This is a genomic window from Roseateles sp. P5_D6 (genome assembly GCF_054049415.1).
This window is the reverse complement of record NZ_JBFUMK010000018.1, coordinates 42,382-68,987: the sequence shown is the minus strand read 5'-3', so window position 1 is coordinate 68,987 and position 26,606 is coordinate 42,382. Positions and strand designations below refer to the sequence as shown.

General features: G+C 68.0%; 21 protein-coding genes and 1 pseudogene. 10 read left to right on the top strand and 12 right to left on the bottom strand.

The annotated features are described in order from the left end of the window. Window positions 1-7: 7 nt before the first annotated feature. Window positions 8-985 (bottom strand): GMP reductase, encoded by a 978-nt coding sequence (locus tag ACXJKM_RS21845; RefSeq protein ID WP_457355132.1) that lies wholly within the window; start codon window positions 983-985, stop codon window positions 8-10. A gap of 530 nt (window positions 986-1,515) precedes the next feature. Next, window positions 1,516-2,118 (bottom strand): annotated as a pseudogene (locus ACXJKM_RS21840) (NUDIX domain-containing protein); the annotation flags it as partial. Between the two features lie 60 nt (window positions 2,119-2,178). Between ACXJKM_RS21840 and ACXJKM_RS21835 the strand changes: the two are divergent. Further along, entirely contained in the window at window positions 2,179-2,940 is a 762-nt protein-coding gene (locus tag ACXJKM_RS21835) for a DeoR/GlpR family DNA-binding transcription regulator (RefSeq protein ID WP_457355130.1), read from the top strand. Here ACXJKM_RS21835 and ACXJKM_RS21830 read toward each other — a convergent pair. Continuing rightward, complete coding sequence (locus tag ACXJKM_RS21830) at window positions 2,927-4,240, bottom strand: DUF3422 family protein (RefSeq protein ID WP_056196325.1); 1,314 nt, start codon at window positions 4,238-4,240, stop codon at window positions 2,927-2,929. The genes ACXJKM_RS21835 and ACXJKM_RS21830 overlap by 14 nt on opposite strands. A 101-nt stretch (window positions 4,241-4,341) precedes the next feature. Between ACXJKM_RS21830 and ACXJKM_RS21825 the strand changes: the two genes are divergently transcribed. Further along, window positions 4,342-5,475, top strand: coding sequence for a beta-ketoacyl-ACP synthase III (locus ACXJKM_RS21825; RefSeq protein ID WP_457355127.1), 1,134 nt, complete (start codon window positions 4,342-4,344; stop codon window positions 5,473-5,475). Here the strand turns inward: ACXJKM_RS21825 and ACXJKM_RS21820 are convergent. Then, window positions 5,472-6,209 (bottom strand): transporter, encoded by a 738-nt coding sequence (locus ACXJKM_RS21820; protein WP_056196330.1) that lies wholly within the window; start codon window positions 6,207-6,209, stop codon window positions 5,472-5,474. The genes ACXJKM_RS21825 and ACXJKM_RS21820 overlap by 4 nt on opposite strands. 36 nt (window positions 6,210-6,245) lie before the next feature. On the opposite strand from ACXJKM_RS21820, the gene sbcB reads away from it, so the two are divergent. Both sbcB and ACXJKM_RS21810 read left to right on the top strand, forming a co-directional pair. Beyond that, on the top strand, window positions 6,246-7,679 hold the full coding sequence (gene sbcB / locus ACXJKM_RS21815) for an exodeoxyribonuclease I (protein ID WP_056196333.1): 1,434 nt from the start codon (window positions 6,246-6,248) through the stop codon (window positions 7,677-7,679). Window positions 7,680-7,762: 83 nt separating this feature from the next. Further along, on the top strand, window positions 7,763-9,742 hold the full coding sequence (locus tag ACXJKM_RS21810; RefSeq protein WP_457355125.1) for an MFS transporter: 1,980 nt from the start codon (window positions 7,763-7,765) through the stop codon (window positions 9,740-9,742). On the opposite strand, the gene ACXJKM_RS21805 is transcribed toward ACXJKM_RS21810, so the two are convergent. Continuing rightward, window positions 9,739-11,061, bottom strand: coding sequence for an amidohydrolase family protein (locus ACXJKM_RS21805; RefSeq protein WP_056196335.1), 1,323 nt, complete (start codon window positions 11,059-11,061; stop codon window positions 9,739-9,741). The genes ACXJKM_RS21810 and ACXJKM_RS21805 overlap by 4 nt on opposite strands. A 1-nt stretch (window position 11,062) precedes the next feature. After that, a complete protein-coding gene (locus ACXJKM_RS21800) occupies window positions 11,063-14,125 on the bottom strand; it encodes an amidohydrolase family protein (protein WP_457355123.1) in 3,063 nt (1,020 codons plus the stop codon). 125 nt (window positions 14,126-14,250) lie between these two features. Here ACXJKM_RS21800 and ACXJKM_RS21795 point away from each other — a divergent pair, with 125 nt between their 5' ends. From ACXJKM_RS21795 to ACXJKM_RS21775, 5 genes are all read left to right on the top strand, one after another. Continuing rightward, window positions 14,251-15,192 (top strand): GGDEF domain-containing protein, encoded by a 942-nt coding sequence (locus ACXJKM_RS21795; protein ID WP_457323237.1) that lies wholly within the window; start codon window positions 14,251-14,253, stop codon window positions 15,190-15,192. A 116-nt stretch (window positions 15,193-15,308) separates the two neighbouring features. Next, window positions 15,309-15,581 (top strand): flagellar hook protein FlgE, encoded by a 273-nt coding sequence (locus tag ACXJKM_RS21790; RefSeq protein WP_157281445.1) that lies wholly within the window; start codon window positions 15,309-15,311, stop codon window positions 15,579-15,581. Window positions 15,582-15,704: 123 nt separating this feature from the next. Next, window positions 15,705-16,565, top strand: a complete 861-nt coding sequence (locus ACXJKM_RS21785; RefSeq protein WP_457355121.1) for a hypothetical protein — start codon at window positions 15,705-15,707, stop codon at window positions 16,563-16,565. A gap of 53 nt (window positions 16,566-16,618) precedes the next feature. Next, window positions 16,619-17,179, top strand: a complete 561-nt coding sequence (locus ACXJKM_RS21780) for a sigma-70 family RNA polymerase sigma factor (RefSeq protein ID WP_457355119.1) — start codon at window positions 16,619-16,621, stop codon at window positions 17,177-17,179. Next, window positions 17,172-18,185, top strand: a complete 1,014-nt coding sequence (locus ACXJKM_RS21775; protein ID WP_457355117.1) for an ankyrin repeat domain-containing protein — start codon at window positions 17,172-17,174, stop codon at window positions 18,183-18,185. The genes ACXJKM_RS21780 and ACXJKM_RS21775 overlap by 8 nt, the downstream gene beginning before the upstream one ends. Window positions 18,186-18,254: 69 nt before the next feature. On the opposite strand, the gene ACXJKM_RS21770 is transcribed toward ACXJKM_RS21775, so the two are convergent. From ACXJKM_RS21770 to ACXJKM_RS21750, 5 genes are all read right to left on the bottom strand, one after another. Next, window positions 18,255-20,864, bottom strand: a complete 2,610-nt coding sequence (locus tag ACXJKM_RS21770) for a bifunctional aconitate hydratase 2/2-methylisocitrate dehydratase (RefSeq protein ID WP_056196355.1) — start codon at window positions 20,862-20,864, stop codon at window positions 18,255-18,257. A gap of 36 nt (window positions 20,865-20,900) precedes the next feature. After that, on the bottom strand, window positions 20,901-21,323 hold the full coding sequence (locus ACXJKM_RS21765) for a type II toxin-antitoxin system VapC family toxin (protein ID WP_457325515.1): 423 nt from the start codon (window positions 21,321-21,323) through the stop codon (window positions 20,901-20,903). Beyond that, entirely contained in the window at window positions 21,320-21,565 is a 246-nt protein-coding gene (locus tag ACXJKM_RS21760; protein WP_056196361.1) for an AbrB/MazE/SpoVT family DNA-binding domain-containing protein, read from the bottom strand. The genes ACXJKM_RS21765 and ACXJKM_RS21760 overlap by 4 nt, the downstream gene beginning before the upstream one ends. 104 nt (window positions 21,566-21,669) lie before the next feature. Further along, window positions 21,670-22,284 carry a hypothetical protein gene (locus ACXJKM_RS21755; RefSeq protein ID WP_157281448.1) on the bottom strand — a complete coding sequence of 205 codons (615 nt, stop codon included), beginning with the start codon at window positions 22,282-22,284 and terminating at the stop codon, window positions 21,670-21,672. Window positions 22,285-22,411: 127 nt separating this feature from the next. After that, a complete protein-coding gene (locus tag ACXJKM_RS21750; protein WP_457355115.1) occupies window positions 22,412-23,425 on the bottom strand; it encodes an HpcH/HpaI aldolase/citrate lyase family protein in 1,014 nt (337 codons plus the stop codon). A 150-nt stretch (window positions 23,426-23,575) separates the two neighbouring features. Here ACXJKM_RS21750 and ACXJKM_RS21745 point away from each other — a divergent pair, with 150 nt between their 5' ends. Beyond that, a complete protein-coding gene (locus ACXJKM_RS21745; protein ID WP_457355113.1) occupies window positions 23,576-25,141 on the top strand; it encodes a methyl-accepting chemotaxis protein in 1,566 nt (521 codons plus the stop codon). A 29-nt stretch (window positions 25,142-25,170) separates the two neighbouring features. Here the strand turns inward: ACXJKM_RS21745 and ACXJKM_RS21740 are convergent, their stop codons facing one another. After that, window positions 25,171-26,445, bottom strand: coding sequence for an MgtC/SapB family protein (locus tag ACXJKM_RS21740; RefSeq protein ID WP_457355111.1), 1,275 nt, complete (start codon window positions 26,443-26,445; stop codon window positions 25,171-25,173). Between the last annotated feature and the right edge of the window lie 161 nt (window positions 26,446-26,606).

The following is a 26,606-nucleotide window of genomic DNA, read 5'->3' as shown; positions in this document are numbered from 1 at the left end:
CAGGTGATCACATGAACAAATGTTCGCCCGCATTCTCTCCGCCAAGAATGACGTAATTCACCTTGCGCAGGTCCGACAACTGCGTGCCGCCCGCATACGAGATCGAGCTCTGCAGGTCTTCCTGCATCTCGCGCAGCGTGTCGGCGAACTTGCCCTTGACGGGTTCCAGGATGCGCTTGCCCTCGACGTGGCGGTACTCGCCCTTGTTGAAGTCCGACGCCGAGCCGTAGTACTCCTTGTAGAGCTTGCCGTCGACCTCGACGGTCGTGCCTGGCGACTCTTCATGSCCGGCGAACAGCGAGCCGATCATGACCATSSWSGCGCCGAAGCGCACGCTCTTSGCGATGTCGCCATGGTSGCGGATGCCGCCGTCGGCMAYGATSGGCTTGGTSGCKACGCGYGMGCACCAYTTCAGCGCCGASARYTGCCAGCCGCCGGTGCCRAARCCSGTCTTSAGCCGCGTGATGCAGACCTTGCCCGGGCCGACGCCGACCTTGGTCGCGTCGGCACCCCAGTTCTCCAGGTCGATGACGCCTTCGGGCGTGCCAACATTGCCGGCGATGACGAAGGTCTCGGGCAGCTTTTGCTTGATGTGGCCGATCATGCGCTGCACGCTCTCGGCATGGCCGTGGGCGATGTCGATGGTCAGGTAGTCGGCGCCGACGCCTTCAGCCGCCAGCTTGTCCACCAGTTCGAAGTCGGCCGGCTTCACGCCGACGCTCAGCGACACCAGCAGGCCCTTGTCCCGCATGTCCTTGGCATAGGCCAGGCTGTCGAGGTCGAAGCGGTGCATCACGTAGAAGTAGCCCTCGCGGGCCAGCAGCTCGGTGATGGGCTCGTCCACGACCGTCTTCATGTTGGCCGGCACGACCGGCAGCTTGAAGCGGTGTGGGCCGAACTGCACCGAGGTGTCGCAGTCCGAGCGGCTTTCCACGCGGCAGCGGCGCGGCAGCAGCAGGATGTTGTCGTAGTCGAAGATTTCCATGATTCAAGTTCACAGTTGCGGCGCGCGTTTGGCAGTGCGCGACCTGGGCTGCGAGCGCTTGACTTGGCTCTGCCGGCTTTGCTGCCCGCTTTTGCAGCGGGCAAAAAAAACCGGACGCCAAAATTTGGGCCCGGTGATTGATTCTACGCGGGCCTGGTTGGTATTGAAGCGAGGCCGTAGTGCACGGGCATTGCGCAGGCCAAAGCGGCCTTGATCATGGCGTCGGCGCCGGCCGAATCACCGCCGATGCGCAGCAGCAGGTCACATCGCTCCAGCAGGGCCTGGGCGTTGGGGTGGAAGTAGCGGTCCCAGACCGCATCGCCGCGCCGGCCGCCAGCGGCCGCGATGAGCGGCAGGGCGACCCACTCGCCGAGCACCGGCACGTGGCCCAGGGCTGCGACTTGCAGGGCGGCATCCTGCATGGCCTGCACGTTGGCGGCGATCGCGTCCTCCCGGTCGCCCGTGCCGCTTCGATACGGCCCGGCGATGAAGACCAGCAACGGGCCCTTGCGGGGCGGCGGCCCGAAGACATGGCGCTCGGCCCAGCGCAGCAGCATGATCGTTTTCGCATCGACGATCTCGCCGGCCTCGACCTGGCGCATGGCTGCGTCGAAGTCCAGCTCGAAGCGCGCGATGTCCTCGCCCTCCTCAACGAGGCCGCCACCCGCGCCAACCAAGTCGCCATCCTCGTACTCGGCCGCAAAGAAATGCAGCTTCTCGGTCACCGAGCCGGGGCTCATATAGGCCTCGAACAGCGGCTGCACCTCGCGCAGCTTCACGCCGGCTTCCTGCTCGGCCTCGGCGCGGACGCAGCTGAGCGGATCGGCCTCGTCGAGCAGCCCGGCCACGGCTTCGACCATCAACTGCTGCCAGCCATTGACGAACGCCGGGTAGCGGAACTGCCGTGTCAGCAGCACACGGCGGCGCGTGCGCTGGTAGAGCAGGATGGTGGCGCCATTGCCGCGGTCATAGGTCTCGCGGTCCTGGGTCTGCCACTGGCCATCGCTGCGCAGGAAGTCGAAGCGGGTGGTCTTCAGCGTGTACCAGTTGTTGGACAGCAGCCTCTCCTGCTGGACGCGCACGCGTTCGGACAGGGGCAGGTCGGCAATGCGCGAATCGGTCTTGGTTTGCATGTTGTTTCCTGAATTTAAGGAAAATCATGCAAAATAACGCAAAACCATGCAATCCCACAGATGCTGACCGAACAACGCCACTTGGCCATCCTGGAAGAACTTCATTCCACGGGCCGCGTGCTGGCCCGCGAACTGGCCGAGCGCCTGCAGGTGTCGGAGGACACCATCCGGCGCGACCTGCGCGAGCTGTCCACGCGGGGCGCGCTGCAGCGTGTGCATGGCGGCGCGCTGCCGGTGTCACCGGCCCTGGCCAACCTGGCGCGACGCAGCGCCATTGCCGTCGACGAGAAGCAGGCGCTGGGCCGCCGTGCGGCGTCTCTCATCGCCGATGGCCAGCTTGTCTTCGTCGACGGCGGCACGAGCACGCTGGCCATGGTCCAGCAGCTGCCGGCCACGCTGCGCGCCACGGTCGCCACACACAGCCCCGTCATCGCCGCGGCGCTGATCGAGCACCCCACTGTCGAAGTGCTGATGCTGGGTGGGCGCCTGTTCAAGCACTCCGGCGTGGCCGTCGGCGCGGGTGTAGCACAGGCCATCCAGGCGCTGCGGGCGGACTGCTATTTCCTCGGCGTAACCGGTGTGGAGGCCGGCTTCGGTCTGTCCACCGGCGACGCCGAGGAGGCCCAGGTCAAGGCGCTGCTGATGGCGAGCGCTGCGGAAACGGTGCTGATGGCCAGCAGCGACAAGCTCGGCAAGGTCTCGCCCTACCGCGTCGCGCCGCTGTCGGCCTTGTCGACGCTGATCGTCACGCCTCAGGCCGGGCCGGCCGCGCTGCAGGCGCTGCGCCTGCCGGGCCTGGAGATCCTGGTCAGTGGTGGTTGAAGATCTTGCGGTGGATGCGCCTTGTCGTCTGCCAGACGGCCAGCAGCACGAAGGGAATGGCCGCCCCCGCCGCCAGCTCGGGCTGTACTGGCAGCCAGCCCTCGGCCTTCAGCGCCTTGAAGAAGTACAGCAGCAGGCTGACGACGTAATAGGTAATGGCCGCGAGCGACAGCCCCTCGACGGTGGCCTGCATGCGCAGCTGCGTGCGCTGGCCTTCGCCGAGCTGGGCCAGCAGCTGCTGGTTCTGCGCCTCGGTGGCGATGTCGACCCGCGTGCGCAGCAGGGCGCTTGCGCGTGAGATGCGTTGTGACAGGCCGGCCAGCCGCTGCGCCGTCGCATTGACCGTCGCGATGGCCGGTGAGAGCCGGCGCTGCATGAACTCGCCCAGCGACTGCCTGCCGGCCACCTTGCCCTCGTGCAACTCGGCCAGACGCTGCTCGACGATGGCCTGGTAGGCCTGGGTGGCGGCAAAGCGGTACTGGTGCGAGGCGGTGGCGTGCTCGATGCGCGCTGCCGTCGAGATCAGGTCGTCCAGCAGTTCGGCCTCCGACGCGCCGCGCTTCTCCAGCCGCGCGGTGATGCTGGCCAGCGTGGCCTCCACCTCGGCCAGCGTCGAGCCGAGCGACTTGGCGGCGGGCAGGCCGCGCAGGGCCATCAGGCGGTAGGTCTCCAGCTCCAACAGGCGCTGGCAGATGCGGCCGGCGCGGGTCTCGGGCGTGCCGGGCTCAGCCAGCACGACGATGTGCTCGAAGCCGGTCGCGCGCAGGCAGAAGTCGGTGACAACCAGGGAATGGCCGCCGCCCATCGTCGACGCGACCGTTGCATGCGCGCCGAACCAGGCCTGGGCCTCGGTCAAGGCGCTGGGCGCGAAAGTCAGCTGCCGCTCGATCATGACGAGCTTGATGGCCGCAAAGGTGCGCCCCGGGATGCGCCCCAGCCAATCCGGTGCGACGCGCAGCGCCAGCGCATCCAGCGTCTGCGCGCTGGCCTCGGCGTCGGCGGGCAGGGGCTGCACGACCGAGTAGCGCGTGAACTCGGCATGGCGCTCCCACTTCAGCGAGAACTCGCCGCAGCGCAGGCGCAGAAAGTTTGCGTTCAGCGCCTCCTCGGCCAGTTCGTGCTGGCCGGGCAGCTGGCGCAGGTGGGCATGCTCCTGCGCCCGGCTGATGCCGTCGTTGAGCACGGCGATGTGGACGATGACGGCCGGCAGGCGGATGCGCGCCGGCGGCCGGGCATGCACCTCGTTGTGTAAGGCCAGGCGCAGGGCGTCGTCGGGTGGGAGCAGGCTGTCTTCGTGCATGTTTTGTCCAGGGCCCCAGGCTAGTGCCTAGAGAAGGCAGCAAACCGGATCGATAAGATTTCAGCCTTCGTACATCAGCAGCGGCGGCTTCCGTCTTCAATATGCAAACTTCATTCCCGGCCGTGGTCATCAGCGGCACCGGCCTGTACCGCCCGCCCCATGTCATCACCAATGCCGAGCTGGTCGAGGCCTTCAACGCCTACGCCGACCTGCAGAACGCCGAGCACGCGACGGCGATCGCCGCTGGCGAGCGCTCCGCCTTGACACACTCCAGCGTCGAATTCATCGAGAAAGCCTCGGGCATCAAGCAGCGCTACGTCGTCGACAAGGCCGGCGTGCTGGACCCGACCCGCATGTACCCGCGCTTCACGCCGCGCGGCGACAACGAGGTCTCGCTGATGGCCGAGATCGCCGCCGATGCTGCCCGCAAGGCGCTTGAACAGGCCGGCAAAACCGGCGCGGATGTCGACGCCGTGCTCTGCTCCAGTGCCAATATGCAACGCGCCTACCCGGCCATGGCGGTAGAGATCCAGCAGGCGCTGGGCGCCGGCGGCTACGGCTTCGACATGAACGTGGCCTGCTCCTCGGCCACCTTCGCGCTGGAACAGGCCTTCAACGCGGTGCGTTCGGGCGCCAGCAAATGCGTGCTGGTCGTGAACCCCGAGATCACCTCGGCCCACCTGGAATGGCGCGACCGCGACTGCCACTTCATCTTCGGCGACGTCTGCACGGCCCTCATCGTCGAGCGCGCGGAAGACGCCACCGGCGCCGACCAGTGGGAAATCCTCGGCACGCAGCTCGCCACACAGTTCAGCAGCAATATCCGCAACAACTTCGGCTTCATGAACCGCGCCGAGGACCGCGACCCGAGCGACCGCGACCTGACCTTCTATCAGGAAGGCCGAAAGGTGTTCAAGGAAGTCGTGCCCATGGCCGCGGCCCATATCGAGGCCCACCTGGGCAAGCTGGGCCTGGAGCCAACGCAGATGCGCCGCTACTGGCTGCACCAGGCCAACCAGGGCATGAACCAGCTCGTCATCAAGAAGCTGGTGGGTGCGGATGCCGGCAGCGAGATCGCGCCGCTGATCCTGGACGAATACGCCAACACCGCGTCGGCCGGCTCCATCATTGCCTTCCACCATCACCGGGGTGACCTGAAGGCTGGCGACGYCGGCGTGATCTGCTCCTTCGGCGCGGGCTATTCCATCGGCAGCGTGGTCGTCAAGAAGCGCTAAAAACGCAGCGAGAGGCCGATCGTCCACGCCCAGTCGGGCGTGTTGTGGTTCAGGCCGCGGAAGACGGCCGTGTCGAGCTGAGCGTCGCTTGTGAGCTGCCAGGCCAGCCCCGTGCCGGCCGTGACGACATTGCCGCCATTGCGGGCCGACGCGATCTGCTGGCCGGCGATCTCGGCAAAGCCGTGCAGCTTCTCGCCCAGCGGGATACCCAGGCTCGCCGACAGCAGGGCACCCGTGTAGCGCTGGTCGTTGTCGTTGCGATCGATGAAGACGCCAGCCATCGTGCCGAGCGAGTAGCCGGCCGGCAGCTCCCACTGGGCCAGAAAGTTCAGGCCGGGCCGCAAGCCATGGCCTTTGAACGGCCCGCTGCCTGTCGGTGTCTGCACTTCGAACAGCCAGCCCAGGCCAGGCTTGGCCTCGTCGCCGTCCTGCATCTGCCATTTGAAGCCGACTGCCAGATCTCCTCGGCCGCTGGCGCTCGGGTTGCGCTGGCGCAGCGCGCCGTCGGTCTCCAGCCGCAACTCCAGGTCATGGTCGACGCCCAGGCGCAGCAGCGTCGGCGTCGATCGCAGCCGTGTCGCGGCGTCGCGCTGCCAGGCGCCGCTGGTCTCGACCTGGAAGCGGCCTGCGGCCATCACATCGGGGCCGTTGGTGAAGTCGGGCCGGTCGGGGGAGATCGCGTCGTCGGCGTGTGCCGCGGCGCAAACGGCCAGGAGCAGCAGGGCAAGTCTCATGCGAGCCACTCTATCGGCTGAGCTATCGTGGCGGCCATGTCTTCCCTTTCATTTTTCTGGCACGACTACGAGACCTTCGGCCGCGTGCCACGCCGGGACCGCCCGGCCCAGTTCGCCGGCCTGCGCACCGATGCGGAGCTCAACGAGATCGGCGAGCCGCTGATGCTGTACTGCCAGCCGGCCCCGGACTACTTGCCCGACCCCGAGTCCTGCCTGCTGACCGGCATCCTGCCCCAGCACTGCCTGCAGCAGGGTGTGCCCGAGCATGAGTTCGCCGCCGCCATCGAGACGGTGCTGGCCACGCCCAACACCATTGGCGTGGGCTACAACAGCATCCGCTTCGATGACGAGGTGACGCGTCATCTGTTCTGGCGCAACCTTATCGACCCCTATGGCCGCGAATGGCAGAACGGCTGCGGCCGCTGGGACCTGCTGGACGTGGTGCGCTGTGCCTATGCGCTCCGGCCCGAAGGCTTCGAGTGGCCCAAGCATGAGGACGGCCGCCCCAGCTTCAAGCTCGAGCACCTGACCATCGCCAACGGCGTCGCGCACGAGGCGGCGCATGATGCACTGTCCGACGTGCGCGCCACCGTGGCGTTGGCGCGCAAGCTGCGCCAGGCCCAGCCCAAGCTATGGGACTTCTGCGTCAAGTTGCGCAGCAAGCAGGCGGTGTGGGACGAGATCGGCATCGGCAAGCCCTTCCTGCACATCTCCGGCATGTACGGCCCCGAGCGCGGCTGCATCGCCGTGGTCTGGCCGCTGGCGCCGCACCCGACCAACAAGAACGAGCTGATCGTCTGGGACTGCTCGGTGGACCCGGGCGAGCTGCTGACGCTGAACGCCGAAGCCATCCGCGCGCGCATGTTCATCAAGCAGGAGCTGCTGCCCGAGGGCGTCACGCGGCTGCCCATCAAGACCATCCACGTCAACAAAAGCCCCATCGTCATCAGCAACCTGAAGACGCTCAGCCCGGCGATGGCCGAGCGCTGGAACCACGACGTCGAGGTTCAGCTCGCCAGCGCCCGGTTGCTGGCCGAGAAGGGCCGGCTGCTGGACGGCCTGTGGGCCGACGTCTTCCAGCGTGAGCCCTTCGCGCCGGCCGATGTGGACGAAGACCTCTACGGCGGCTTCATCGGCAACGAGGACCGCCGGGCGTTGAACAAGGTGCGCACGATGGCGCCCGCGCAGCTCGCCGAGCGCGCGGCGCAAGGCAAGCTGGCCTTCCAGGACGGGCGGCTGGATGAGCTTGTCTTCCGCTGGCGTGCGCGCAACTTCCCGTCCAGCCTGTCGGCAGAAGAGGCGGAGCGCTGGCAGGGCCACCTGGCTGCGCGGCTGCATGAGGGCGAGGGCGGCGCGCAGACGCTGGCGGCCTTCATGGAGCGTATCGATGTTCTCGGTGAAACAGCCGACGAGCGAGGTGAGCAGATCCTGTCGGCCTTGTACGACTACGCGGAGCAGATCGCCCCCTGAGGCGGCGTCTCCTCAGTCTTGGTGAAGCGGTGAGGGCCGCCTCGGAGGCACCATGCGTGGACTTCCCGTGAGGAGAGTTCCCCATGACGGTTGCATCCACCTCCGAGCAGCAGACAGCCACGGCCGCATCCATTTCGGACGCCAGCCAGGGCCGCCCGCCGATGGACAAGATCGTCGTGGCCATCCACGGCATTGGCAGCCAGCTGCGCAGCGACACGATACGGTCGGTGGCGCGGCGCTTTGGCGACAGGGCTTCGCCGCCACTGCCGGTCATGCCGCTGGGTTACTTCAACCTTGGCTCGGCGGCGGCAGTGCGCATCAGCCGCCTGGACGCCAAGCCTGCAGACGCCTTGTCGCGCATCGGCTTCGCCGAGATCTACTGGGCCGACATTCCGGGGCAGGTCGTCAAGGCCAATGACACGCTGGAGGAGACCAAGGCCTGGGGACACACGGTGGTCAGCCGCGCCGAGTCGCAGTACCGCAGGGAGGTGCCCAACGGCAATCTGAAGGCCGAGGACTTCCAGCTCGGTACCGGCATCGTCGACGAAATCGTCGAGACCGTGGGCGTGCTGGAGAGCCTGCTGGCCGTGCTCGCCCGCATGGGCATCTTCAAGTTCGAGCTGGCGCCGCTGCTGCGCGACTACGTCGGCGATGTCCAGCTCGTCACCGACTTTCCCTACTACCGCGACAAGATCCTGCACCGCTTCCACAGCGCGCTCGCGCAGGTGGTGGCGACATTCCAGGAGGCCTGCCCGGGGGGCCATCCGGAGATCTACATCGTGGCGCACAGCGAGGGCACGGTCATCAGCTTCCTCGGCCTGCTCGAAGCGCTGTCGGGCCGCCCCATCGTCGACCCGGACAACCGATCCAGTGCGCCGGTTGACGACGGCTGGATCCGTTATGTGCGCGGCTATATGACGATAGGCTCGCCGATCGACAAGCACATCGTGCTGTGGCCGGCGCTCTGGCAGGGCCTCAAGCTGAAATCCAGCTGCTCCGGCCAGCAGGTGCTCTTTGGCGACAGCGAGGCGCCGCGGCTGACGCTGGCCCAGCAGATCAAGTGGCGCAACTACTACGACTTCGGGGACCCCATCGGGTTCAAGCTCGATTCCGCCATGGGCTTCCTGAAGGACAGCGGCTGCGAGGCCTTCGAGTTCGGCAGCAAGCATGACCATGGCTTCAGCCGCTACTGGTTGCCCGGCAAGGCACACAACGACTACTGGAACGACGCTGAGGTGTTCGGCCATTTCATCGACGACGTGGTGCTGCCGGACCCGACAGTCCAGCCGAAAGTTCCGGCCAGCAACGGGCTTGTCGACCGGGTGAGCCTGGCCATCCCCTATGTGGCGAGCCTGCTCTTGCACGTGGCCGCGGTCTTCCTGCTCTACAAGGGCGTCACGCCGACGGGCGCGACCTTCGATCGGCTGCCGCTGCAGATCCTGTTGATGAGCGGCCTGATGATGGGCATCACCGCCGCCGCCCGGCTGCCGCGGCTGGTGCATACCGGTGGCCTGCGCTGGCATCTCGCGGCCACGCTCGTCTTCCTGATTGGCGCCTGGCCGTTTTACCTGTGGCTGCCGGACGGGCCGGCTGACTTCCTCGGCAGTCCGTTCACGAGCAGCGCCGCTCCCGCCCACGTGGCGGAACTCGCCGGCCGGCTCGCTCCGATCGCCGCTGCCGCGCTGATTGCCCTCAGCGGCTGGCTGCTGCCGCGCAAGCCCAACTGGGGGCGACGCTGCCTGGTCGGCGTCGGCACCCTCGTCATCGCCTTCATCGTGCTGTCGCGGCTGCTGGGCGCCGACGGCCCGACGGCGCCACCGCCACCCGCCGCCTGGCCCGTGCTGCTCGCCGGCGCTGCCTTCCTCTATCTGTGGTGGCTGGCCATCCTGATCTTCGACCTCAGCTTCATCTGGCATCGCTACATCCGCCGCTCGGTGGCGGTCGACACCATGCGGCAGTGGAAGCGCGGCCACGACGCGCGGCCAAATGCGCAGATGGGCCTGGGCGCGCCGGCCGCGCCCACTTCGCCGGCAGCCACGCCGCCGGCCAAGACGGCCGGCTAGTTGCGCTTCAGATACTTGTCGCGCAGCGCCGTCTGCCGGTCGCTGAGCTCCACCTCGCGGCCCTGGATGAACACCCGCTCGATGCGCGTGCTGGGCTCGAGGGGGTCACCATCGGCCACGAAGAGGTTGGCCAGCTTGCCGACCTCGATGGAGCCCAGCCTGTCGGCAATGCCGAGGATCTGCGCGGGGTAAAGGGTCACGGCTTTCAGCGCCTCGTCGTCGGACAGGCCGAAGGCGCGGGCGCTCGCGGCCTCGAAGGGCAGGTTGCGCGCATTGGTCGAGTCGCGGCCGCCATCGGCGATGCAGTAGCGCACGCCGGCCGCGGCGAGTTGGGCGGGCAGGGCGAAAAGGGCGTCTGGCGGGTCGTCGCGGCGCATCGGCAGGCGCAGCAGGCCGTCGATGATGACGGGCACCTGACGTTCGCGCAGCGTGTCGGCCAGGCGCCAGGCATCGGCGCCGCCGCTGATGATGAGCTTGAGGCCATGGCGGGCCGCGAAGTCCAGCGCAAAGCGGATCTGCGCAAGGTCATCGGCATGCATGACGACGGGTCGGGCCGGCGCCGCACCGGCTGTAGCGGGCAGCACGGGGCGCATCGCTTCCCAGCGCGTGTCGATGGGCGTGCTCGGGTCGGCAGCGCGCGCCAGCGCATAGGCCCGGGCCGATTCGAAGGCGTCGTCGAGCAGCTTGAGCCTGGCCTCGGTCGAGCGGCGCATCTCGGCCAGGCGGGCTTCGGGCTGGTTGGGGAAGAGGGCGCTGTTCAGGCGCAGCCGCGGCACGGCGATGTGCAGGCCGACCTCGGGCAGCAGGGCCATGTCCTGCCAGTTCCAGCCCTCCAGCTGCAGCAGCGCCGACGTACCGGCGATGAGGCCGGTGCGGCCGGCCTCGGGCACGGACAGCGCGGCCAGCACGCCGCCGCCGCGCGTGATGGGCAGCAGCTCGCTGTCGGCATTGAAGGCGACCAGGGCGCGGGCATTCGGGTTCAGCGGCCCGGTCTCGACGCTGTCCATCGAGGCGTTGACCGAGCGGATCTCCGCCAGGCCCAGGCTGGTGTTGGCCGCCACCATGCCGGGGTAGAGATGCCGGCCGCCCAGATCGACGGTCTTGGCGCCAGCGGGCGCGGCCAGCTCGGTGCCACCGATCGCGCGGATCTTGCCGGCCTCGATGAGCAGGCTGCCGTTGGCGATGACCGGGCCGCTGACCGGGTGGATGACGGCATTGCGCAGCAGCAGCGGTTCGCGCTGTGGCGGGGGTGGCGTGTTGGGCGTGGCTTGGGCGGTGAAGGCGGCAGCCAGCAGGGCCGTGATGAGTGCGAGCTTCATGTCAGTACGCGTCCACGGTGCATTCATGCCAGGCGTCACCGCCGAAATAGCTTTGGCGATCACGGTTTGCCTCGTGCAGCCAGCGTTGCAGTTCGAGCTGGTCCAGCGCTGCGGCCAGCGGTGTGGCCGGCCGCCCCTCGGGCGGCGCGGCGGCTTTGGCGCGCTCGGGTATCGCTAGCGCCACGAGGCGGGCGCGCTCGGCGCTATCACGCTCGCGCAGCTGCGTGTCCTCGCCGCGGTCGAAGTAGCGCCGCCCGTCGATCCAGGTCTGCTCGGCGCGTGCCGCGCTCGACAGCGGGCTTGCGCTCCAGATGACGAAGTCGGCGTCCTTGCCCACTTCCAGCGAGCCGACGCGCCTGTCGATGCGCAACTGCTTGGCCGAGTTGATGGTCACGAACTTCAGCGCTTCCGCTTCCGTCATGCCCCAGGCCTTGCCGCCATAACGCAGCGCCTTGGCGGCCTCGGTGTTGAGGCGGCGCGCCAGCTCGTCGCTGTCGGAGTTGAAGCTGGTCAGCACACCCGCCTTCTGCGTCATCGCGCCGCTGTAGGGAATGGCGTCCTGCACCTCGACCTTGTAGCCCCACCAGTCCGAGAAGCCGGAGGCGCCGGCGCCCAGCGCCGCGATCTCGGGCGCGACCTTGTAGGCCTCCAGCACATGCTGGAAGGTGGCGACCTCCAGGCCGAACTCCTTGGCCAGCGCGATGAACATCAGGATCTCGTCGGCGCGGTAGCTGTGGATGTGGATGACGCGCTTGCGTTCCAGCAGTTCGACGAGGGTGTCCATCTGCAGGTCGCGGCGCGTGTTCGGGTCGGCCTTGCGCCGCTCGCGGTAGACCTGCGCAGCCAGGAAGGCATCGCGCATGACCTGCTCGACACCCATGCGCGTCGTCGGATAGCGCGGGTCGCCGTCGTTGGGGGGAAAGTTGGCGCGCTTGACGTTCTCGCCGAGCGCGAACTTGATGCCGGGGCGTGCGCCTTCGAACTTCAGGCCTTCCGCGTCCAGCCCCCAGCGCAGCTTGATGACCTGATTCTGGCCGCCGATGGCATTGGCCGAGCCGTGCAGCAAGTTGGCGCTGGTCACGCCGCCGGCAAGCTGACGGTAGAGGCTGATGTCGGTGGCGTCGACCACATCGCCAACGCGCACCTCAGCCGTCGCCGAATGCGCGAACTCGTTGGTGCCGCGGTTGATGGCCGTGTGCGAGTGGGCATCGATGAGGCCGGGCGTCAGGTGCTTGCCTGCAGCGTCGATGACGACGGCGCCAGCAGGCGCTGCCAGACCCTTGCCGATGGCGGCGATGCGGCCGTCGCGCACCAGCAGATCGGTGGCTTCGAGATTGCCGGCAGCGGCACTGGTCCAGACCGTGGCATTGCGCACCAGCACGGTGGCCGGGCGCTCGGGTGGCGCGGTGCGGCCGAAGACGCCTGCAGGGAAGGTAGCGGGCGGAGGCGCCGGTGGGACGACAACCTGGGCCACAGGCGGCTGGTAGGGCACGATGCGCGTGGCCGTCCAGGGCTGGGTGCGGCCGTCGGCCAGCGTCATCGCGCCGGCCATTGACGGGCCACGGCCCTCTAGGCGCAGGCTTTCCTTCGCGCCGACCTCGCAGGGCCAGCGCAACAGCAGTTCGCGGCCGCGTTGCTGCAGCTCGCAGGTCTTGCCATCGACCTGCAGCGTGGGTTTGGCCCGCGAGCCGGCGATCTGCCAGGTTTGCTCGGCTCCACCAGCGGCCTTCACCGTCCAGCGGCCGCGTGCATCGAAGCGCTCCCAGGCTTCGGTCGGCAGCGGCTGGCCGTCGACAAAGGCGATCTCGACCTCGGCCTGCTCGTTGATGAAAAGATCACCGCTGGCGACGATGACGTGGGCCAACTGGCCCGGTGCGAGGCGCCCCAGCCGTGGCTGGTTCAGCAGCTTGGCCGGCGTGGTCGTCAGCGCCGCGAGGGCGGCTTCGGGCGTGAGACCGTGCTGCACGGCCTGGCGCAGCCGTGGCCAGAATTCCTTCTTCACGTCCTTGAGCCCTTGCGTCGAGATCGCGAACTCGACGCCCGCCGCCTGCAGGGCGGCAGCGTTGCCTGGCGCACGCTCCCAGTGCTGCAACTGGTGCAGGGGCACGTCCAGCGCGCTCTCGGGCTGCTCGACTTCGGGTGCCGCGGGAAAGGCCAGCGGCAGCAAGAGGGGCAGGCCCAGGGCCTTGAGCTGGGCCGCCTTGCGGTATTCATGGCCGGTGCCTTGGGCGATCAGCCTGAGCCCGAATTCGTCGCGCAGCCTGGCGACGCGCAGCAGGTCTTCTTCGTCCAGCACCTCATGGACGATGGGCTGCTTGCCGGTCAGGGCCGGGGCGAGGGCGCCGAGGCTGGCGTTGAATTCGCGCCGCTCGCCGGCGGGCGCCGGCCCGGCAGCCCAGCGGGCGTTCAGCAGCGTCTGGCGTTCCAGCGCGATGCTGCCCATCAGCGAGGTCGGGTAGCTCAAGTTGCCCGGGCGGGCGCCGCTCTCGAAGTCGAAGGTTGTGTACTCATGGGCCAGGTGCTGGGCCACCTCGGCCGCCAGCACGAGGCTGCGTGCATCCGTGCCGTCGCGCAGGCTGATCAGCGCGCTCTGGCCGCGGAAGACGGCGCCCACGGGCGGCAGGGACAGGGCCGTCGTGAAGCCCTGCTCGCGCGCAGCTCGCACGTCATCGGGCTTGATCTCCAGCGCCGTGGCCTGGTGGAATTCGCTGCGCACCCAGCGCTGGCCGGGTGTCAGCCCCTTGGCCTTGGAAGCTTCGATGCGACTCTGGCCGACGCTGCTGGCAGCGTCGATGAAGCCGGCATAGACGGTGCGGCCCTGCAGCGCCCAGACCCGGGCGCCGGCCGGCGGCTTCACGTTGGCACCGACGGCGACGATGACGCCGTCCTTCATGACCAGGGTGCCGTTCTCGACGATCTGGCCCGGCGCCAGCACCAGCCGCGCGCCCGTCAAGGCGTGCCAGCGCGGCGTTGCATCGCGCAGACCCTGAGGGATTTCACTGGGCTGCTGGGCCTGGGTCAGGCCGGTCAGCAGGGCGAGCAGGGAGACCGGAAGCAAGCGCATCGTCTCGTCTTGTGATGGCGCCGTGGTACGGCAAGGACGCGGACTCTAACGCCGTGATCTGCGTCATGGCCGAAAGCCTTCAGTCCTGCGATAGTCGGGCCTAGAAGATCGACTCGGAGACCCCCATGAGCAGCGCTACTTCCGGCACGCCCGCTTCCGCCGAGGACCCCATCGCCGCCCGCCTGCGAGCCTTGCTGGTACGCGCGCCAACGGCCGTCGCCTTCGTTTCCGGCCAGCGCTTCGAAGTCGTCAGCGAGGAGTTCAACCACCTGTTCGGTTTCAACGACGACGGTGAACTGGCCGGACAGCCTACGCGCCTCGTCCACACCACCGACATGGCTCACACAGCGCTGCAGGAACGCGCCGCCGCCGCCTTCGCCGCGGGTCGACCGCTGGACGAGGAGATCGAATACGTCAAGCGCGACGGTCACCGGTTCTGGGGCCGCCTGCAGGCCACGCCGGTGCACTGGGAAGCGCCCGCTGGCGAGTCGCTGTGGATCGTCGAAGACGTCAGCGCCGCCCGCGCGCTGCGCCTGCAGCCCACCTGGACGGCCAAGCACGACGCCGTCACCGAGCTGGCCAACCGTCGCGAGTTCGAGCGCCGCCTGGGCGAGCATGTCGGCAGCCGGCGCAACGAGCCGGTTTCGGTGTTGTGGGTTGACGTGGACCGTTTCGGCGAGGTCATCAAGGACATGGGCGCCGAGGTGGGTGACCATTTCCTCTACGGCCTGGGGCAGATGCTGATCAGCAAGGTGCGGGCTTCCGACCTGGTCGCGCGCCTGGAAGAAGATCATTTCGCCATCCTGCTGCCCGACTGCGACCAGCATTACGCCCAGATCATCGCGGAGAAGGTGCGCTCGTCCATCGCCAGCTACCGCCTGCGCTGGGGCCTGCACCGCACCCGCGTGAAGGCGTCGCTGGGCGTTGTGCAGATCCAGCCGACGCTGGTAACGGTGGACGCCGTGCTCGGCGGTGCGGCGCTGGCCTGCACGGAGGCCAAGGCGGCCGGGGGCGACAGCGTGCGGGTCTTCGTTTCCACCGGCGGCTACGAGGAACTGGCGGGCTGATTTCACGTTTGCTGGCGCGGCGAACCCCGGAAATGCGGGGTTTTTCGCCAAATGTTCTAAAGTTCACCTACAACGCGGTCGATGTAGCGGCCAGCGCGCCTGAGAACTGAATCCCGATGAACGTCCCCTTGTCCACCGCCATGTCCGGCATMTCGTCAGCGAACGAGCGGCTGCGCGCGTCGGCGGCCAATATCGCCAATCTGGCGAGCAGCAACCAGGCCCGCCCCAGCGTCGAGCCGACCAATGTTGACAAGGTGCCCGAGCGCGAGATCAACCCGGCCAACGAGATCGTCGAACAGCAGTCCGCGGCCTACTCTTTCGTCGCCAACCTGAAGGTGCTGCAGACGCAGATCAACACCACTGGTGCACTGCTGGACATCAAGGCCTGAGCGGCCTTCCTCCTGCGACAGAAGCGGCCTCGGGCCGCTTTTTCTTTGGCCGGCCGGCTTTTTCACCCCGTTTACCGAGCGGCTCCGTACAAGCAAAGGTCCCATCCCTGCGAAGGATCCGCCATGAGTTCCCTGCTTCCGCTGCGCCGCCGCACCGCCTTGCTCCAGTTAGCCGCTTTGACGGGCCTGGCCGGGCTGCACGCCAGTTGTGCCGCCGTCGTGTCGCCGCCCCTGCTCGACATGCAGCTGATCGACCGCGACAGCGGCGCCTCGCTGGCCCAGTACGCCAGCCGTGGTCGCCGCTTCAGCCCGGGCACGCCCGGCTCGCGCTACGCCGTCCGGCTCAGCAACCACAGCGCCGAGCGGGTGCTGGTGGTGCTGTCGGTGGACGGCGTCAACGCCATCACCGGCGACACCGCGGGTTTCAACCAGTCGGGCTATGTGCTGAGCCCGGGCGAGAGCCATGACATCACGGGCTGGCGCAAGAGCGATGAGCGCATCGCGGCCTTCGAGTTCACCTCGCTGGGCGATTCCTATGCGGCGCGCACCGGGCGGCCGGCCAATGTCGGCGTGATCGGCGCGGCGGTGTTCCGCGAGGTCTACGTGCCGCAGCCGGTCTACGACGCGCCGCTCGTGTCGCCTGCCGCGCCAGTGGCGCCCAGCCCATTGAGCCGACTCAACAGTGGGACAGCGGACGCTGCAGCCCAGGCAGCTCCAGTGCGCGAAAGCGCGGGGCGGGTTGAGGAGGAGCGCTCGGTGCGGGCCAAGCTCGGCACGGGCCATGGCGCCTCCGAATGGTCTCCCATTGCCCACACCGCCTTCCAGCGCCGCAGCAGCCAGCCCGAGCAGTTGCTGGAGATCCGCTACGACAGCCAGGCCAACCTGATGGCGGCCGGCATCATGCCCCGACCCATGGCGCAATTGCCGCGGTCCTTCCCCAACAGCAGCGGCGGCTATGTGCCCGACCCGCCGCCGCGCTGGTGAGGTCTCGCCCGATGCCGCAAACCCACCTTTGGCCGGCGTAGCATCTGCGCCGCATGCCTGCGAGTGAACCCGCTGATGAAGAGCTCATCGCCAGCTATCTGCGCGGCGACATGGGGGCGTTCGACCGGCTCTACCGCCGCCATGACCGCAAGACCTTTGCCTTTGTTCGCCAGATGCTGCACCCCACGGATCGCGCCACGGTGGAGGACCTGCACCAGGAAGGCTGGCTGGCCGTTGCAGCCAAGGCCGCCAGCTTCGCGCCCGCAAAAGCCAGGTTCTCGACCTGGCTCTACACCGTGCTGCGCAACCGCGTGCTGGACCATGTTCGGGCGCGTCCGCCGCAGGGAGACGAGGCCGACCCGGATCAACTGGCCTCGGCCGCCGCCGGGCCGGAGCAGCTGCTGGTGTCCAAGCGCCTGGTCGAGGCCGTTGAAGGCGCCTTGCTGCGCCAGTCCGTCGAGCAGCGGGAGGCATTCTTGCTCTTCACCGTGGTCGAGCTCAGCCTCGCCGAGATTGCCGACGTGACCCAGGCCCATCCCGAAACCGCCAAGACCCGGCTGCGCTATGCGCGCGAGGCCCTGCGGCACCGTTTGAGCGAGTGGCGCGATGGCTGAGTTCGATCCCACCACGCCCAACGACGCGGCCGAGGCTGCGTATCGCGAAGCCCTGCTCGGTGACGACGCGGGCCGCGAGCAGCGACGTGCACGGCTGATGGCGGCGCTGCCCCGGCCGGATGTGGCCGCTGCCGTGCCCGTCGCCGAGAACGCCCTGGCATGGCGCTGGCAACCCTATGCGCTGGGCCTGCTCATGATGGGGCTGCTGGTGGCGGCAGTACTGGTCTTGAAAGGACGAAACACCGAGCCGCGACCGGAAGCCGATCCGCGGCTGGCCGCGGCCGCGCCCGCATCGACGGCGGTCGTGGTGGTGGCCCAAGCCAGCCCGGCCGTCGAGCCCCAGCCCGCGCCTGCCGCTGAAGCGCCCCGCACAATGGCCAAGGCCAGCCTTGCCAAGCCGCGTGCCGAACGGTCTGCTCCTGCCATGATGGCGGATGCGACGCCGCCGCGGTTGCAAAGGCAGGCGGAGGTGAGTGCGGGCACGGCCCAACCGGAGCCACCTGTGATGCAGTCGCCACCGGCCGAGCCGGTGATGGCTGCCGCGCCACCACCCGCTGCACCGGCGGTAGCTGCCGCGCCGTTGCCGCCCCGAGCTGTGGCCGACGCGTCCAGCCAGGCCGAGATGCTGGCGCGGTCGGAAGCAGTTTCAAGCGGGGTCGCGGCCAGGTTTCGAGCGGCGCCGCAGATGGCCCAAAGCCTGGCCGCCTCCGACGTCGCCGAATCGGCGAAAGCCACCATGCCGGCCAATGCCTTCCTGTTGGCGGCTGCCGATCACGCTGACCTGGCGACGGCACGCTCGGCGCTGAAGGCCGGCGCTTCGGTCCACCTGCGTGACAACCAGGGCCGCACGGTCCTCATGCTGGCCGCGCGCACCGGGTCGCGTGAGATGGTGAACCTGTTGCTCGCTGCCGGCGCCCGCAAGGCAGACCGCGATCCCCAAGGCTGGACGGCCGCAGACCATGCCGACGCTCAAGGGCATGGCGATCTGATGCACGTCCTGCGCTAGGTGCCCCACAGGGCGCAAAAAAGCCCGCCGGGCTTGCGCGCGGCGGGCTGGCTTTTGAAGCCTTCAGGCTCAGGCAGCCACGGCCTTGGCCGTGTCCGCGTACTCCTCGATCTGGTCGAAGTTCAGGTACTTGTAGATCGAGGCGCCGTCCTTGTTCACGACGCCCATCGCCTCGTGGTACTCCTGCACCGAGGGGATGTGGCCCAGCTTCGAGGCAATCGCCGCCAGCTCGGCCGATGCCAGGAACACATTGGTGTTCTTGCCCAGGCGGTTGGGGAAGTTGCGGGTGGAGGTGGACACGACGGTCGCGCCTTCGCGCACCTGGGCCTGGTTGCCCATGCACAGCGAACAGCCCGGCATCTCGGTGCGGGCGCCGGCCGTGCCGAAGGCGGCGTAGTGGCCTTCCTTGATCAGCTCGCTCTGGTCCATCTTGGTGGGTGGGGCCACCCACAGCTTGACCGGGATGTCGCGCTGGCCACCCAGCAGCTTGGCCGCGGCGCGGAAGTGACCGATGTTGGTCATGCACGAGCCGATGAAGGCCTCGTCGATCTTGGTGCCGGCGACTTCGGACAGGAACTTGGCGTCGTCCGGGTCGTTGGGGCAGCAGAGGATGGGCTCCTTGATGTCGGCCAGGTCGATCTCGATGACGTGGGCGTATTCGGCGTCCTTGTCGGCTTCAAGCAGTTCCGGATTGGCCAGCCAGGCTTCGACCTTCTCGATGCGGCGCTGCAGGGTCTTCGCGTCGGCATAGCCGTCGGCGATCATGTTCTTCATCAGCACGACGTTGCTGGTGAGGTATTCCTTGATCGGCGCCGGATTCAGTTTGATCGTGCAGCCGGCGGCCGAGCGCTCGGCGGAGGCGTCGCTCAACTCGAAGGCTTGCTCGACCTTCAGGTCAGGCAGGCCTTCGATCTCCAGGATGCGGCCAGAGAAGGCGTTCTTCTTGCCGGCCTTGGCAACCGTCAGCAGACCGGCCTTGATRCCGTACAGCGGGATGGCATGCACGAGGTCGCGCAGCGTCACGCCGGGCTGCATCTCGCCCTTGAAGCGCACGAGCACCGACTCGGGCATGTCCAGCGGCATGACGCCGGTGGCGGCGCCGAAGGCCACGAGGCCGGAGCCGGCGGGGAAGGAGATGCCGATCGGGAAACGGGTGTGCGAATCGCCGCCGGTGCCAACCGTGTCGGGCAGCAGCAGGCGGTTCAGCCAGCTGTGGATGACGCCGTCACCCGGGCGCAGCGACACGCCGCCGCGGTTGCTCATGAAGGCGGGCAGCTCGCGGTGGGTCTTGACGTCCACCGGCTTGGGATAGGCGGCCGTATGGCAGAACGACTGCATGACCAGGTCGGCCGAGAAGCCCAGGCAGGCCAGGTCCTTCAGCTCGTCGCGGGTCATCGGGCCGGTGGTGTCCTGCGAGCCGACCGTCGTCATCTTGGGTTCGCAGTAGGTGCCGGGGCGAACGCCCTGGCCCTCGGGCAGGCCCACGGCGCGGCCGACCATCTTCTGCGCCAGCGTGAAGCCGGCCTTGGTCGCCACGGGCGGCGAGGGCAGGCGGAACAGCGTGGACGCGGGCAGGCCCAGGAACTCGCGCGCCTTGGCCGTCAGCGAGCGGCCGATGATGAGGTTGATGCGGCCGCCGGCGCGCACTTCGTCGAACAGCACGTCGCTCTTGAGCTTGAACTCGACCAGCGTCTCGCCGTTCTTCACCAGCTTGCCGTCATAGGGCAGCACGTCGATGACGTCGCCCATTTCCAGCTTGGACACATCCACCTCGATCGGCAACGAGCCGGAGTCTTCCTGCGTGTTGAAGAAGATCGGCGCGATCTTGCCGCCCAGCGTGACGCCGCCGAAGCGCTTGTTCGGCACGAAGGGGATGTCCTGGCCCGTGGCCCAGATGACGCTGTTGGTGGCGGACTTGCGCGAGGAGCCGGTGCCGACGACGTCGCCCACGTAGGCGACCAAGTTGCCCTTCTTCTTCAGGTCCTCGATGAACTGCATCGGGCCGCGCTTGCCGTCTTCCTCGGGCTTGAAGGCCGCACCGCCAGCAGAACCAAAGTCCCCGCGGGTGTTCTTCAGCATCGCCAGGTAGTGCAGCGGGATGTCGGGGCGGCTCCAGGCATCGGGCGCCGGCGACAGGTCGTCGGTGTTGGTCTCGCCGGGCACCTTGAAGACGGTGACGGTGATCTTCTTCTCGACTTCGGGGCGGCTGGTGAACCACTCGGCATCGGCCCAGCTCTTCATCACCTCCTGCGCCTTGGCATTGCCGGCCTTGGCCTTAGTGGCCACGTCGTTGAAGAAGTCGAACATCAGCAGGGTCTTCTTCAGGCCTTCAGCGGCCACACCGGCGACTTCGGCGTCGTCCAGCAGCTCGATCAGCGGATGCACGTTGTAGCCGCCCACCATGGTGCCGAGCAGCTCGGTCGCCTTGGCCTTGGAGATCAAGCCGACCTTGATGTCGCCGTGCGCGACGGCGGCCAGGAAGCTGGCCTTGACCTTGGCCGCATCGTCSACGCCCGGMGGCACGCGGTGGGTCAGCAGATCCAGCAGGAAGGCGTCTTCACCGGCGGGCGGAGCCTTGATCAGCTCGATCAGCTCGGCGACCTGCTTGGCATCCAGGGCGAGGGGCGGGATGCCGAGGGCGGCACGTTCGGCGGCGTGTTGGCGGTAGGCGGACAGCATGGGGGAACTCCTGGCGGAACGGGGATGGAAAAGGAATCAGGCGGCTCCAGGCACGATGACCTTGAGACCCTTGAAGTAGTCGCGGAAGAAACCTTGATCGCGGCTGATCAGCGCCTGGCATTGCAGCAGGGCGTGGGCGCCGATCAGGAAGTCGGGAACGGTGCGCGGACCGGCAGGTGCCTGGCCGGAGGCCTTGCGGCGCTCCTTGTAGCGGCGCTGCATTTCGCCGGCACGAACGGCCGCGCGGGATTCGATGGGAGAGTAGACGATGCCGACGCCTTCCAGCGCATCCAGCAGCTCGGCGCCAAAGCCGAGGCCGGAGACGACTTCGCTGAGCACGACGTCGCAGGCGACGACCGGCCCGCGCGCCAGCGCCTGGCGAAGACAGTCTTCAGCGGATTCGGCGCCCACGTCACCGCCCAGCAGGTCGATGAGAACGGAGGAATCGATGGCGATCACGGCTCGACCGGATCGCCGGGGGCGCGGCCACGCAGCTCGCGCATGACGTCGTCGGTGGTGACGCCTTCAGGCAGTTTGAACCGCCCGCGCAGCTTGGCCAGCGCGTCGTCGACGTTCTTGCGCAGGATGATGCGCCCGCCATCGAGCTCGACCTTGAGCGTCGTGCCCTTGGTCAGACCGAGGGCATCTCGGACGGCTTTGGGCAGGGTGATCTGCCCGCGTTCGGCAACAGTGGCTTCCATGGCGCCTCCAGCGGCTGAGCGCCGCGGAGGCGGTGGCTCAGGTATGCATCGAAAAGTATGTATTTATTCTACATACCCAAGCCGCGGGTTTCAACAGCAATGACTCACTTGGCCTTGGCTGGCTTGGCCGGTTTCGCAGCCACCGGGGGCGCTGCGGGTGTTTCGGCCGCCGTGGGCGTGATGCCCAGGCCGCTGCGTGCTGCCTCGGCGGCTTCGGCCTCGGGGTCGTTGATCTTGGCAGCCTTGGCGGCTTCGATCAGCTTGATCTGCTCGGGGTGGACGCAATCGTCGATGAGGCGCTGGCCGATCTTGGTGTCCAGCAGCATGGACTTGTTGGCGATCTGGATCATCAGCGTGCGGCCGGTCACGTCTTCCAGGCGCAGGGCGCCGGTTGACGACAGCACGGGCTTCATCGTGAAGACCTGCTTCTTCCAGGCTACGTTGATGTAGCCGGCCACCTTGGGATGCTTCTCGATCTGCACGGTCTCCTTGAACTCGCAGGCGTAGTCGCCCAGGTAGGCGCGCTCCGCAGCGGCAAGCTGGGCCTCATCGGCATCGACCAGCACAGGCTCGGGCGGCGGCGGCGGTGCCTTCTTGGCGGGCGCGGGCTTGGCCGCGGCCTTGGTTTTTGCGACGGGCTTGGCCGGAGCGGTCTGGGCCAGGGCGGGCAAGGCGGCGCAGAGGATCAGGGCGGCGGCACTGGCACGGAGCGAAGTCATCGGCATCTGGAATCGGGGTGGGAAAGGAGGGTGGAAAAAGCTGGCGAATCATGGCTGCAATGCGGCCGCGCAGCGGTGAAAAGATGTAGGCATTGTCCGCGTGACGGACTGCACGCCGGTTCGTGCCTCACTCGGCGATTACCCCGATGGTTACGGGGAAAAACGCCGATCGCGCTGCGTCGGGCAAGGCGCGCCCGGTGCGCTCGGCGCGCTCCAGCACAGTCCAGAAGTAGCGGTAGCTGGCGCGGTCGTGCAGGCGGTCGTGGAAAGAGATGGGAGCCCATTGCGCGGCTTGTGCGGCAAGCAGCAGCTCGGCCGCTTCGGCCACTTCGTCGGCGGCCGGCGCGAACGCCTCGACGATGGGACGAATCTGGTCGGGATGGATGCTCCACATGCGCGTGTAGCCGAACTCGCGCGCGGCGCGCCGCGCGGCCGCCGCGAGCCGTTCGGCATCGCGGAACTCGGTGACCACGCAGTGCGAAGGCGTCTTGCCAAAGGCATGGGCCGCGGCGGCAATCTCGAGCTTGGCGCGCACGACCAGCGGATGCTCGAACTGGCCGGGCAGCTCCATCGCCGTCTTGGGGATGGCGCCGCCATGGGCCGAGACAAAGTCCATCAGCCCGAAGGACAGCGACTCGATGCGCGGATGGGCGGCGATGCGAAAGACCTCGCGCAGCGCGCCGTGCGTTTCGATCAGCACCTGCAGCGGTAGCCTGGGCTGGGCGTGGCGCTCGCAGGCGGCATCGATGGCGGCCACAGCGCGCTCGACGTCCTCGGCGCTCTCTGGCTTGGGGATCATCAGATAGGCCAGCCTGTCGCCGGCCTTGGCGATCAAGGTGTCGACGTCAGCTTCGAAGGCGGCGTGGCCGAAAGGGTGGACGCGCGCGCCGACGCGGCCGAAGCGGTTGGCCGGGMTCGTTGCCAGTTCGGCGATCAGCAGCGCATGCTCGGCTTCGCCGCCGACCGGGGCGCCGTCCTCGGCGTCCAGCGTGATGTCGAAGACSGGGCCGAGTTCGGCCTGCAGGGCCAGGCTCTTGCGCATGCGGGCCTCGACGCCGCAGTAGTGGTCGACGACCGGCAGCGAGGGCCGAGCGGCTTCGTGGCCGAACAGGGCCTGGCGGGGGTGCAGGAGTGCGCTCATCGCGCCACTGTACCCAGGCCGGCGGCGGCGCCAGATGTGACGCCGGTCGCGAAATCGCGACGTTTGCGGGAACAAGAGGGTGCTTACGCACTGTCATATCTGACCCAGGCGTGACAGCATCTGCGCACAACGATCTCCGGAGACAAAGCCATGCTCAAGCTCGAGTCGCTCAGAGTTTCCCGCCGCTTGGCCCTGCAGACCTTCGGCGCTGTTCTTGGCGTGCTGCTGGTGGCGGCCATCCTGCTGTTCTCGGAGCGGGAATTGATCCTGAACGAGCGCCAGCAGGCGGTGCGCCAGGCGGTCGAGGCGGCGCATGGCGTCGTCTCGCATTTCCACGCCCAGGTTGCGACAGGCAAGCTGTCCGACGAGGACGCCAAGAAGGCGGCCCTCGCCGCCCTGCGGGGACTGCGCTACAGCGGCAACGAGTATTTCTGGGTCAACGACATGAGCCCGATCATGGTCATGCATCCCATGAAGCCGGAGCTGGAGGGCAAGACGCTGAACAACAGCAAGGACCCGACCGGCAAACCGCTCTTCGTCGCGATGGTCGACATCGTCAAGGCCAGTGGCGCAGGCTTCCTGCCCTACATGTGGCCCAAGCCGGGCAGCGAGCAGCCGGTGCCCAAGGTGTCCTACGTCAAGGGCTTCACGCCCTGGAGCTGGATCATCGGCTCGGGCGTCTATGTGGACACGGTCGACGCGGCCATCTGGCAGCGCGTCTGGAAGGTGGGCCTGGGGGTGGGGGTGCTGGCCGGCGTGCTGCTGGTGCTGGGCCTGGCTATCACGCGCAGCATCACGCGCCAGTTGGGTGGCGAGCCCGCGCGCGTCAATGAGATCACGCGCCAACTGGCCGAAGGCGACCTCAGCGTTGACATCGACCTGCAGGGCAGCAGCCATGAGAGCGTCATGCAGGGCGTGAAAGCCATGCGCGACAGCATGGCAAGCATCGTGCAGCAGGTGCGTGACGGCTCGGAGTCGGTGGCCAATGCGAGCTCTGAGATCGCCTCTGGCAACCAGGACCTGAGCGCCCGCACCGAGAGCCAGGCCAGCGCGCTGCAGCAGACGGCGGCCTCCATGGACGAACTCGGCGCCACCGTGCGCAACAACGTCGACAACGCCCAGCAGGCCAACCAGCTGGCGCAGAACGCTTCGCATGTCGCTGCAGAAGGCGGCCAGGTCGTCAAGCAAGTTGTCGACACGATGAAGGGCATCAACGACAGCTCGCGCCGCATCGGCGACATCATCTCCGTCATCGACGGCATCGCCTTCCAGACCAACATCCTGGCGCTGAACGCCGCCGTGGAAGCGGCACGCGCCGGCGAGCAGGGCCGCGGCTTCGCAGTCGTCGCCGGCGAGGTGCGGCTGCTGGCCGGCCGCAGCGCGGAAGCCGCCCGGGAGATCAAGACGCTGATCTCGCAGAGCCTGGAGCGCGTCGACCGCGGCAACACGCTGGTCGATCAGGCGGGCGCGACGATGGACAGGGTGGTCAGCAGCATCCAGCGTGTGACCGACATCATGGGCGAGATCAGCTCGTCCAGTGCCGAGCAGAGTTCGGGCGTGAGCCAGGTTGGCGCGGCCGTCACGCAGATGGACCAGGCCACGCAGCAGAACGCCGCGATGGTGGAGCAAATGGCCGCCGCGGCCGACGGCCTCAAGGTGCAGGCCCAGCAGCTGGTGGAGACGGTGTCGACCTTCCGGCTGCCGGCCACGCGCTGACGCCGTGGCGGGCGTGGCCCAGTTTCGGTTCAGAGCCAAACCCAGGCCGAGGTGCCACCCACCAGGCAGATCGCCACACTCGCGATGGCCATCTCCCGGCGCACCGTGCCGCGCGCGACAAGCAGCACCATCGCGATCTTCACCACCGTGTTGGCAAGCAGGGCCGCCAGCAGCGCCCACGCGGTCCCGGCCGTCGTCAGCGAGCCGTCCTTCTGGCCGCTGAGCGAAAGCACGATCGCGTCAACGTCTGCCGCGCCAGCGAGCGCCGAGATCGCAAGCAGGCCGCCGCTCGGGAATTGCTGCTGGGCCAGCTTCGTCACGACGAGGACGACGGCGAACAGGATGCCGAACCGGATCGCCGCGCCCAGGCTGAATGGGTTCTTCAGAGGTGTGGCTGCCTGGGCGGAGCTGGTTGCGGCGGCCGCTCCGGCGAGATAGTGCCGCAATGCCAGCGCGCCAGTGGCCAGGGCCATGGCCGACAGCGGGGGCCACAAGGCGCCCAGCAGCTGCCGATTGAGGATGGCGATGATCGTCGTCACGCGCAGGAACATGACGAACCAGGCACACAGGATGCCGGCGGCCGCCGCGCTGGCGTTGGCGGAGCTTTCGGCCTTCCGGCTGTCACGTGCGAAATTCAGCGTGGTGGCCGTCGAAGAGACCAGGCCTCCGGCAAGGCCGGTGATGGCAGCGCCTCGCGCCGGCCCCAGCCAGCGCATGCCGATGTAGCCGGCCAGGGAGAGTGCGGAGATCAGCACCACCAGCAGCCACAGCTGGTAGGGGTTCAGTGCGTGCCAGGGGTCCACCGTCTCATTCGGCACGAGGGGCAGCACGATGACCGACGCAATCAGCAGCTTGATGCCTGCAAGGATGTCATCGAGGCCGACCCGCTCCACCAGGGCGTGCAGGGGCTGCTTGAAGGCGAGGACTGCCGACAACGCCACGGCCAGGGCCACGGCCAGCGCCTGATTGCCGGTCGCCGCCATGCCGCCCAGAAGCACGACGAGCAAGGCGGCGATCTCGCTGGTCATGCTGGGAGGTGCATCCTTGCCATCCCGGCGCCACAGCGCGTGGCTGGCAATTGCCATTGCGCTCGCGCACACGAGCACTGCCACGAAGAGCCACTGAAGCTGCAACTGCTGCCCGAGCCAGGCCGACGCCGCGCCGGACAAGGCCAGCAGGGCATGGGTGCGGATGCCGCCGATCGTGTGGGAAGGCGCGGCCGGCCGTTTCTTCTCCCGTTCGATGCCGACCAGGATGCCGATGAGGAGGGCGACGAAGAAGCGGCCGGCGAGATCAGGCGTCATGCCCGCTGCCTTTGGCGCCGCCCGGCCGGCCTTGCGAGGCTGAATTCATTGGCATGCGTGTCCCTCGATTGGCGGCTGCCTCGCAGCCCTGACGACGAGTCAATCTATTCGGCCAGTGCAGCGCAGGCGTTGATCCCAGTCAATCCGCAACGTGCGGCGAT

Coding starts and splice junctions, on each gene's coding strand:
- ACXJKM_RS21835 (WP_457355130.1), top strand. CDS start 2,179: ATGCTGACCGAACAACGCCACTTGGCCATCCTGGAAGAACTTCATTCC.
- ACXJKM_RS21830 (WP_056196325.1), bottom strand. CDS start 4,240: ATGCACGAAGACAGCCTGCTCCCACCCGACGACGCCCTGCGCCTGGCC.
- ACXJKM_RS21820 (WP_056196330.1), bottom strand. CDS start 6,209: ATGAGACTTGCCCTGCTGCTCCTGGCCGTTTGCGCCGCGGCACACGCC.
- sbcB (WP_056196333.1), top strand. CDS start 6,246: ATGTCTTCCCTTTCATTTTTCTGGCACGACTACGAGACCTTCGGCCGC.
- ACXJKM_RS21810 (WP_457355125.1), top strand. CDS start 7,763: ATGACGGTTGCATCCACCTCCGAGCAGCAGACAGCCACGGCCGCATCC.
- ACXJKM_RS21805 (WP_056196335.1), bottom strand. CDS start 11,061: ATGAAGCTCGCACTCATCACGGCCCTGCTGGCTGCCGCCTTCACCGCC.
- ACXJKM_RS21800 (WP_457355123.1), bottom strand. CDS start 14,125: ATGCGCTTGCTTCCGGTCTCCCTGCTCGCCCTGCTGACCGGCCTGACC.
- ACXJKM_RS21795 (WP_457323237.1), top strand. CDS start 14,251: ATGAGCAGCGCTACTTCCGGCACGCCCGCTTCCGCCGAGGACCCCATC.
- ACXJKM_RS21785 (WP_457355121.1), top strand. CDS start 15,705: ATGAGTTCCCTGCTTCCGCTGCGCCGCCGCACCGCCTTGCTCCAGTTA.
- ACXJKM_RS21780 (WP_457355119.1), top strand. CDS start 16,619: ATGCCTGCGAGTGAACCCGCTGATGAAGAGCTCATCGCCAGCTATCTG.
- ACXJKM_RS21775 (WP_457355117.1), top strand. CDS start 17,172: ATGGCTGAGTTCGATCCCACCACGCCCAACGACGCGGCCGAGGCTGCG.
- ACXJKM_RS21760 (WP_056196361.1), bottom strand. CDS start 21,565: ATGGAAGCCACTGTTGCCGAACGCGGGCAGATCACCCTGCCCAAAGCC.
- ACXJKM_RS21755 (WP_157281448.1), bottom strand. CDS start 22,284: ATGACTTCGCTCCGTGCCAGTGCCGCCGCCCTGATCCTCTGCGCCGCC.
- ACXJKM_RS21745 (WP_457355113.1), top strand. CDS start 23,576: ATGCTCAAGCTCGAGTCGCTCAGAGTTTCCCGCCGCTTGGCCCTGCAG.
- ACXJKM_RS21740 (WP_457355111.1), bottom strand. CDS start 26,445: ATGACGCCTGATCTCGCCGGCCGCTTCTTCGTCGCCCTCCTCATCGGC.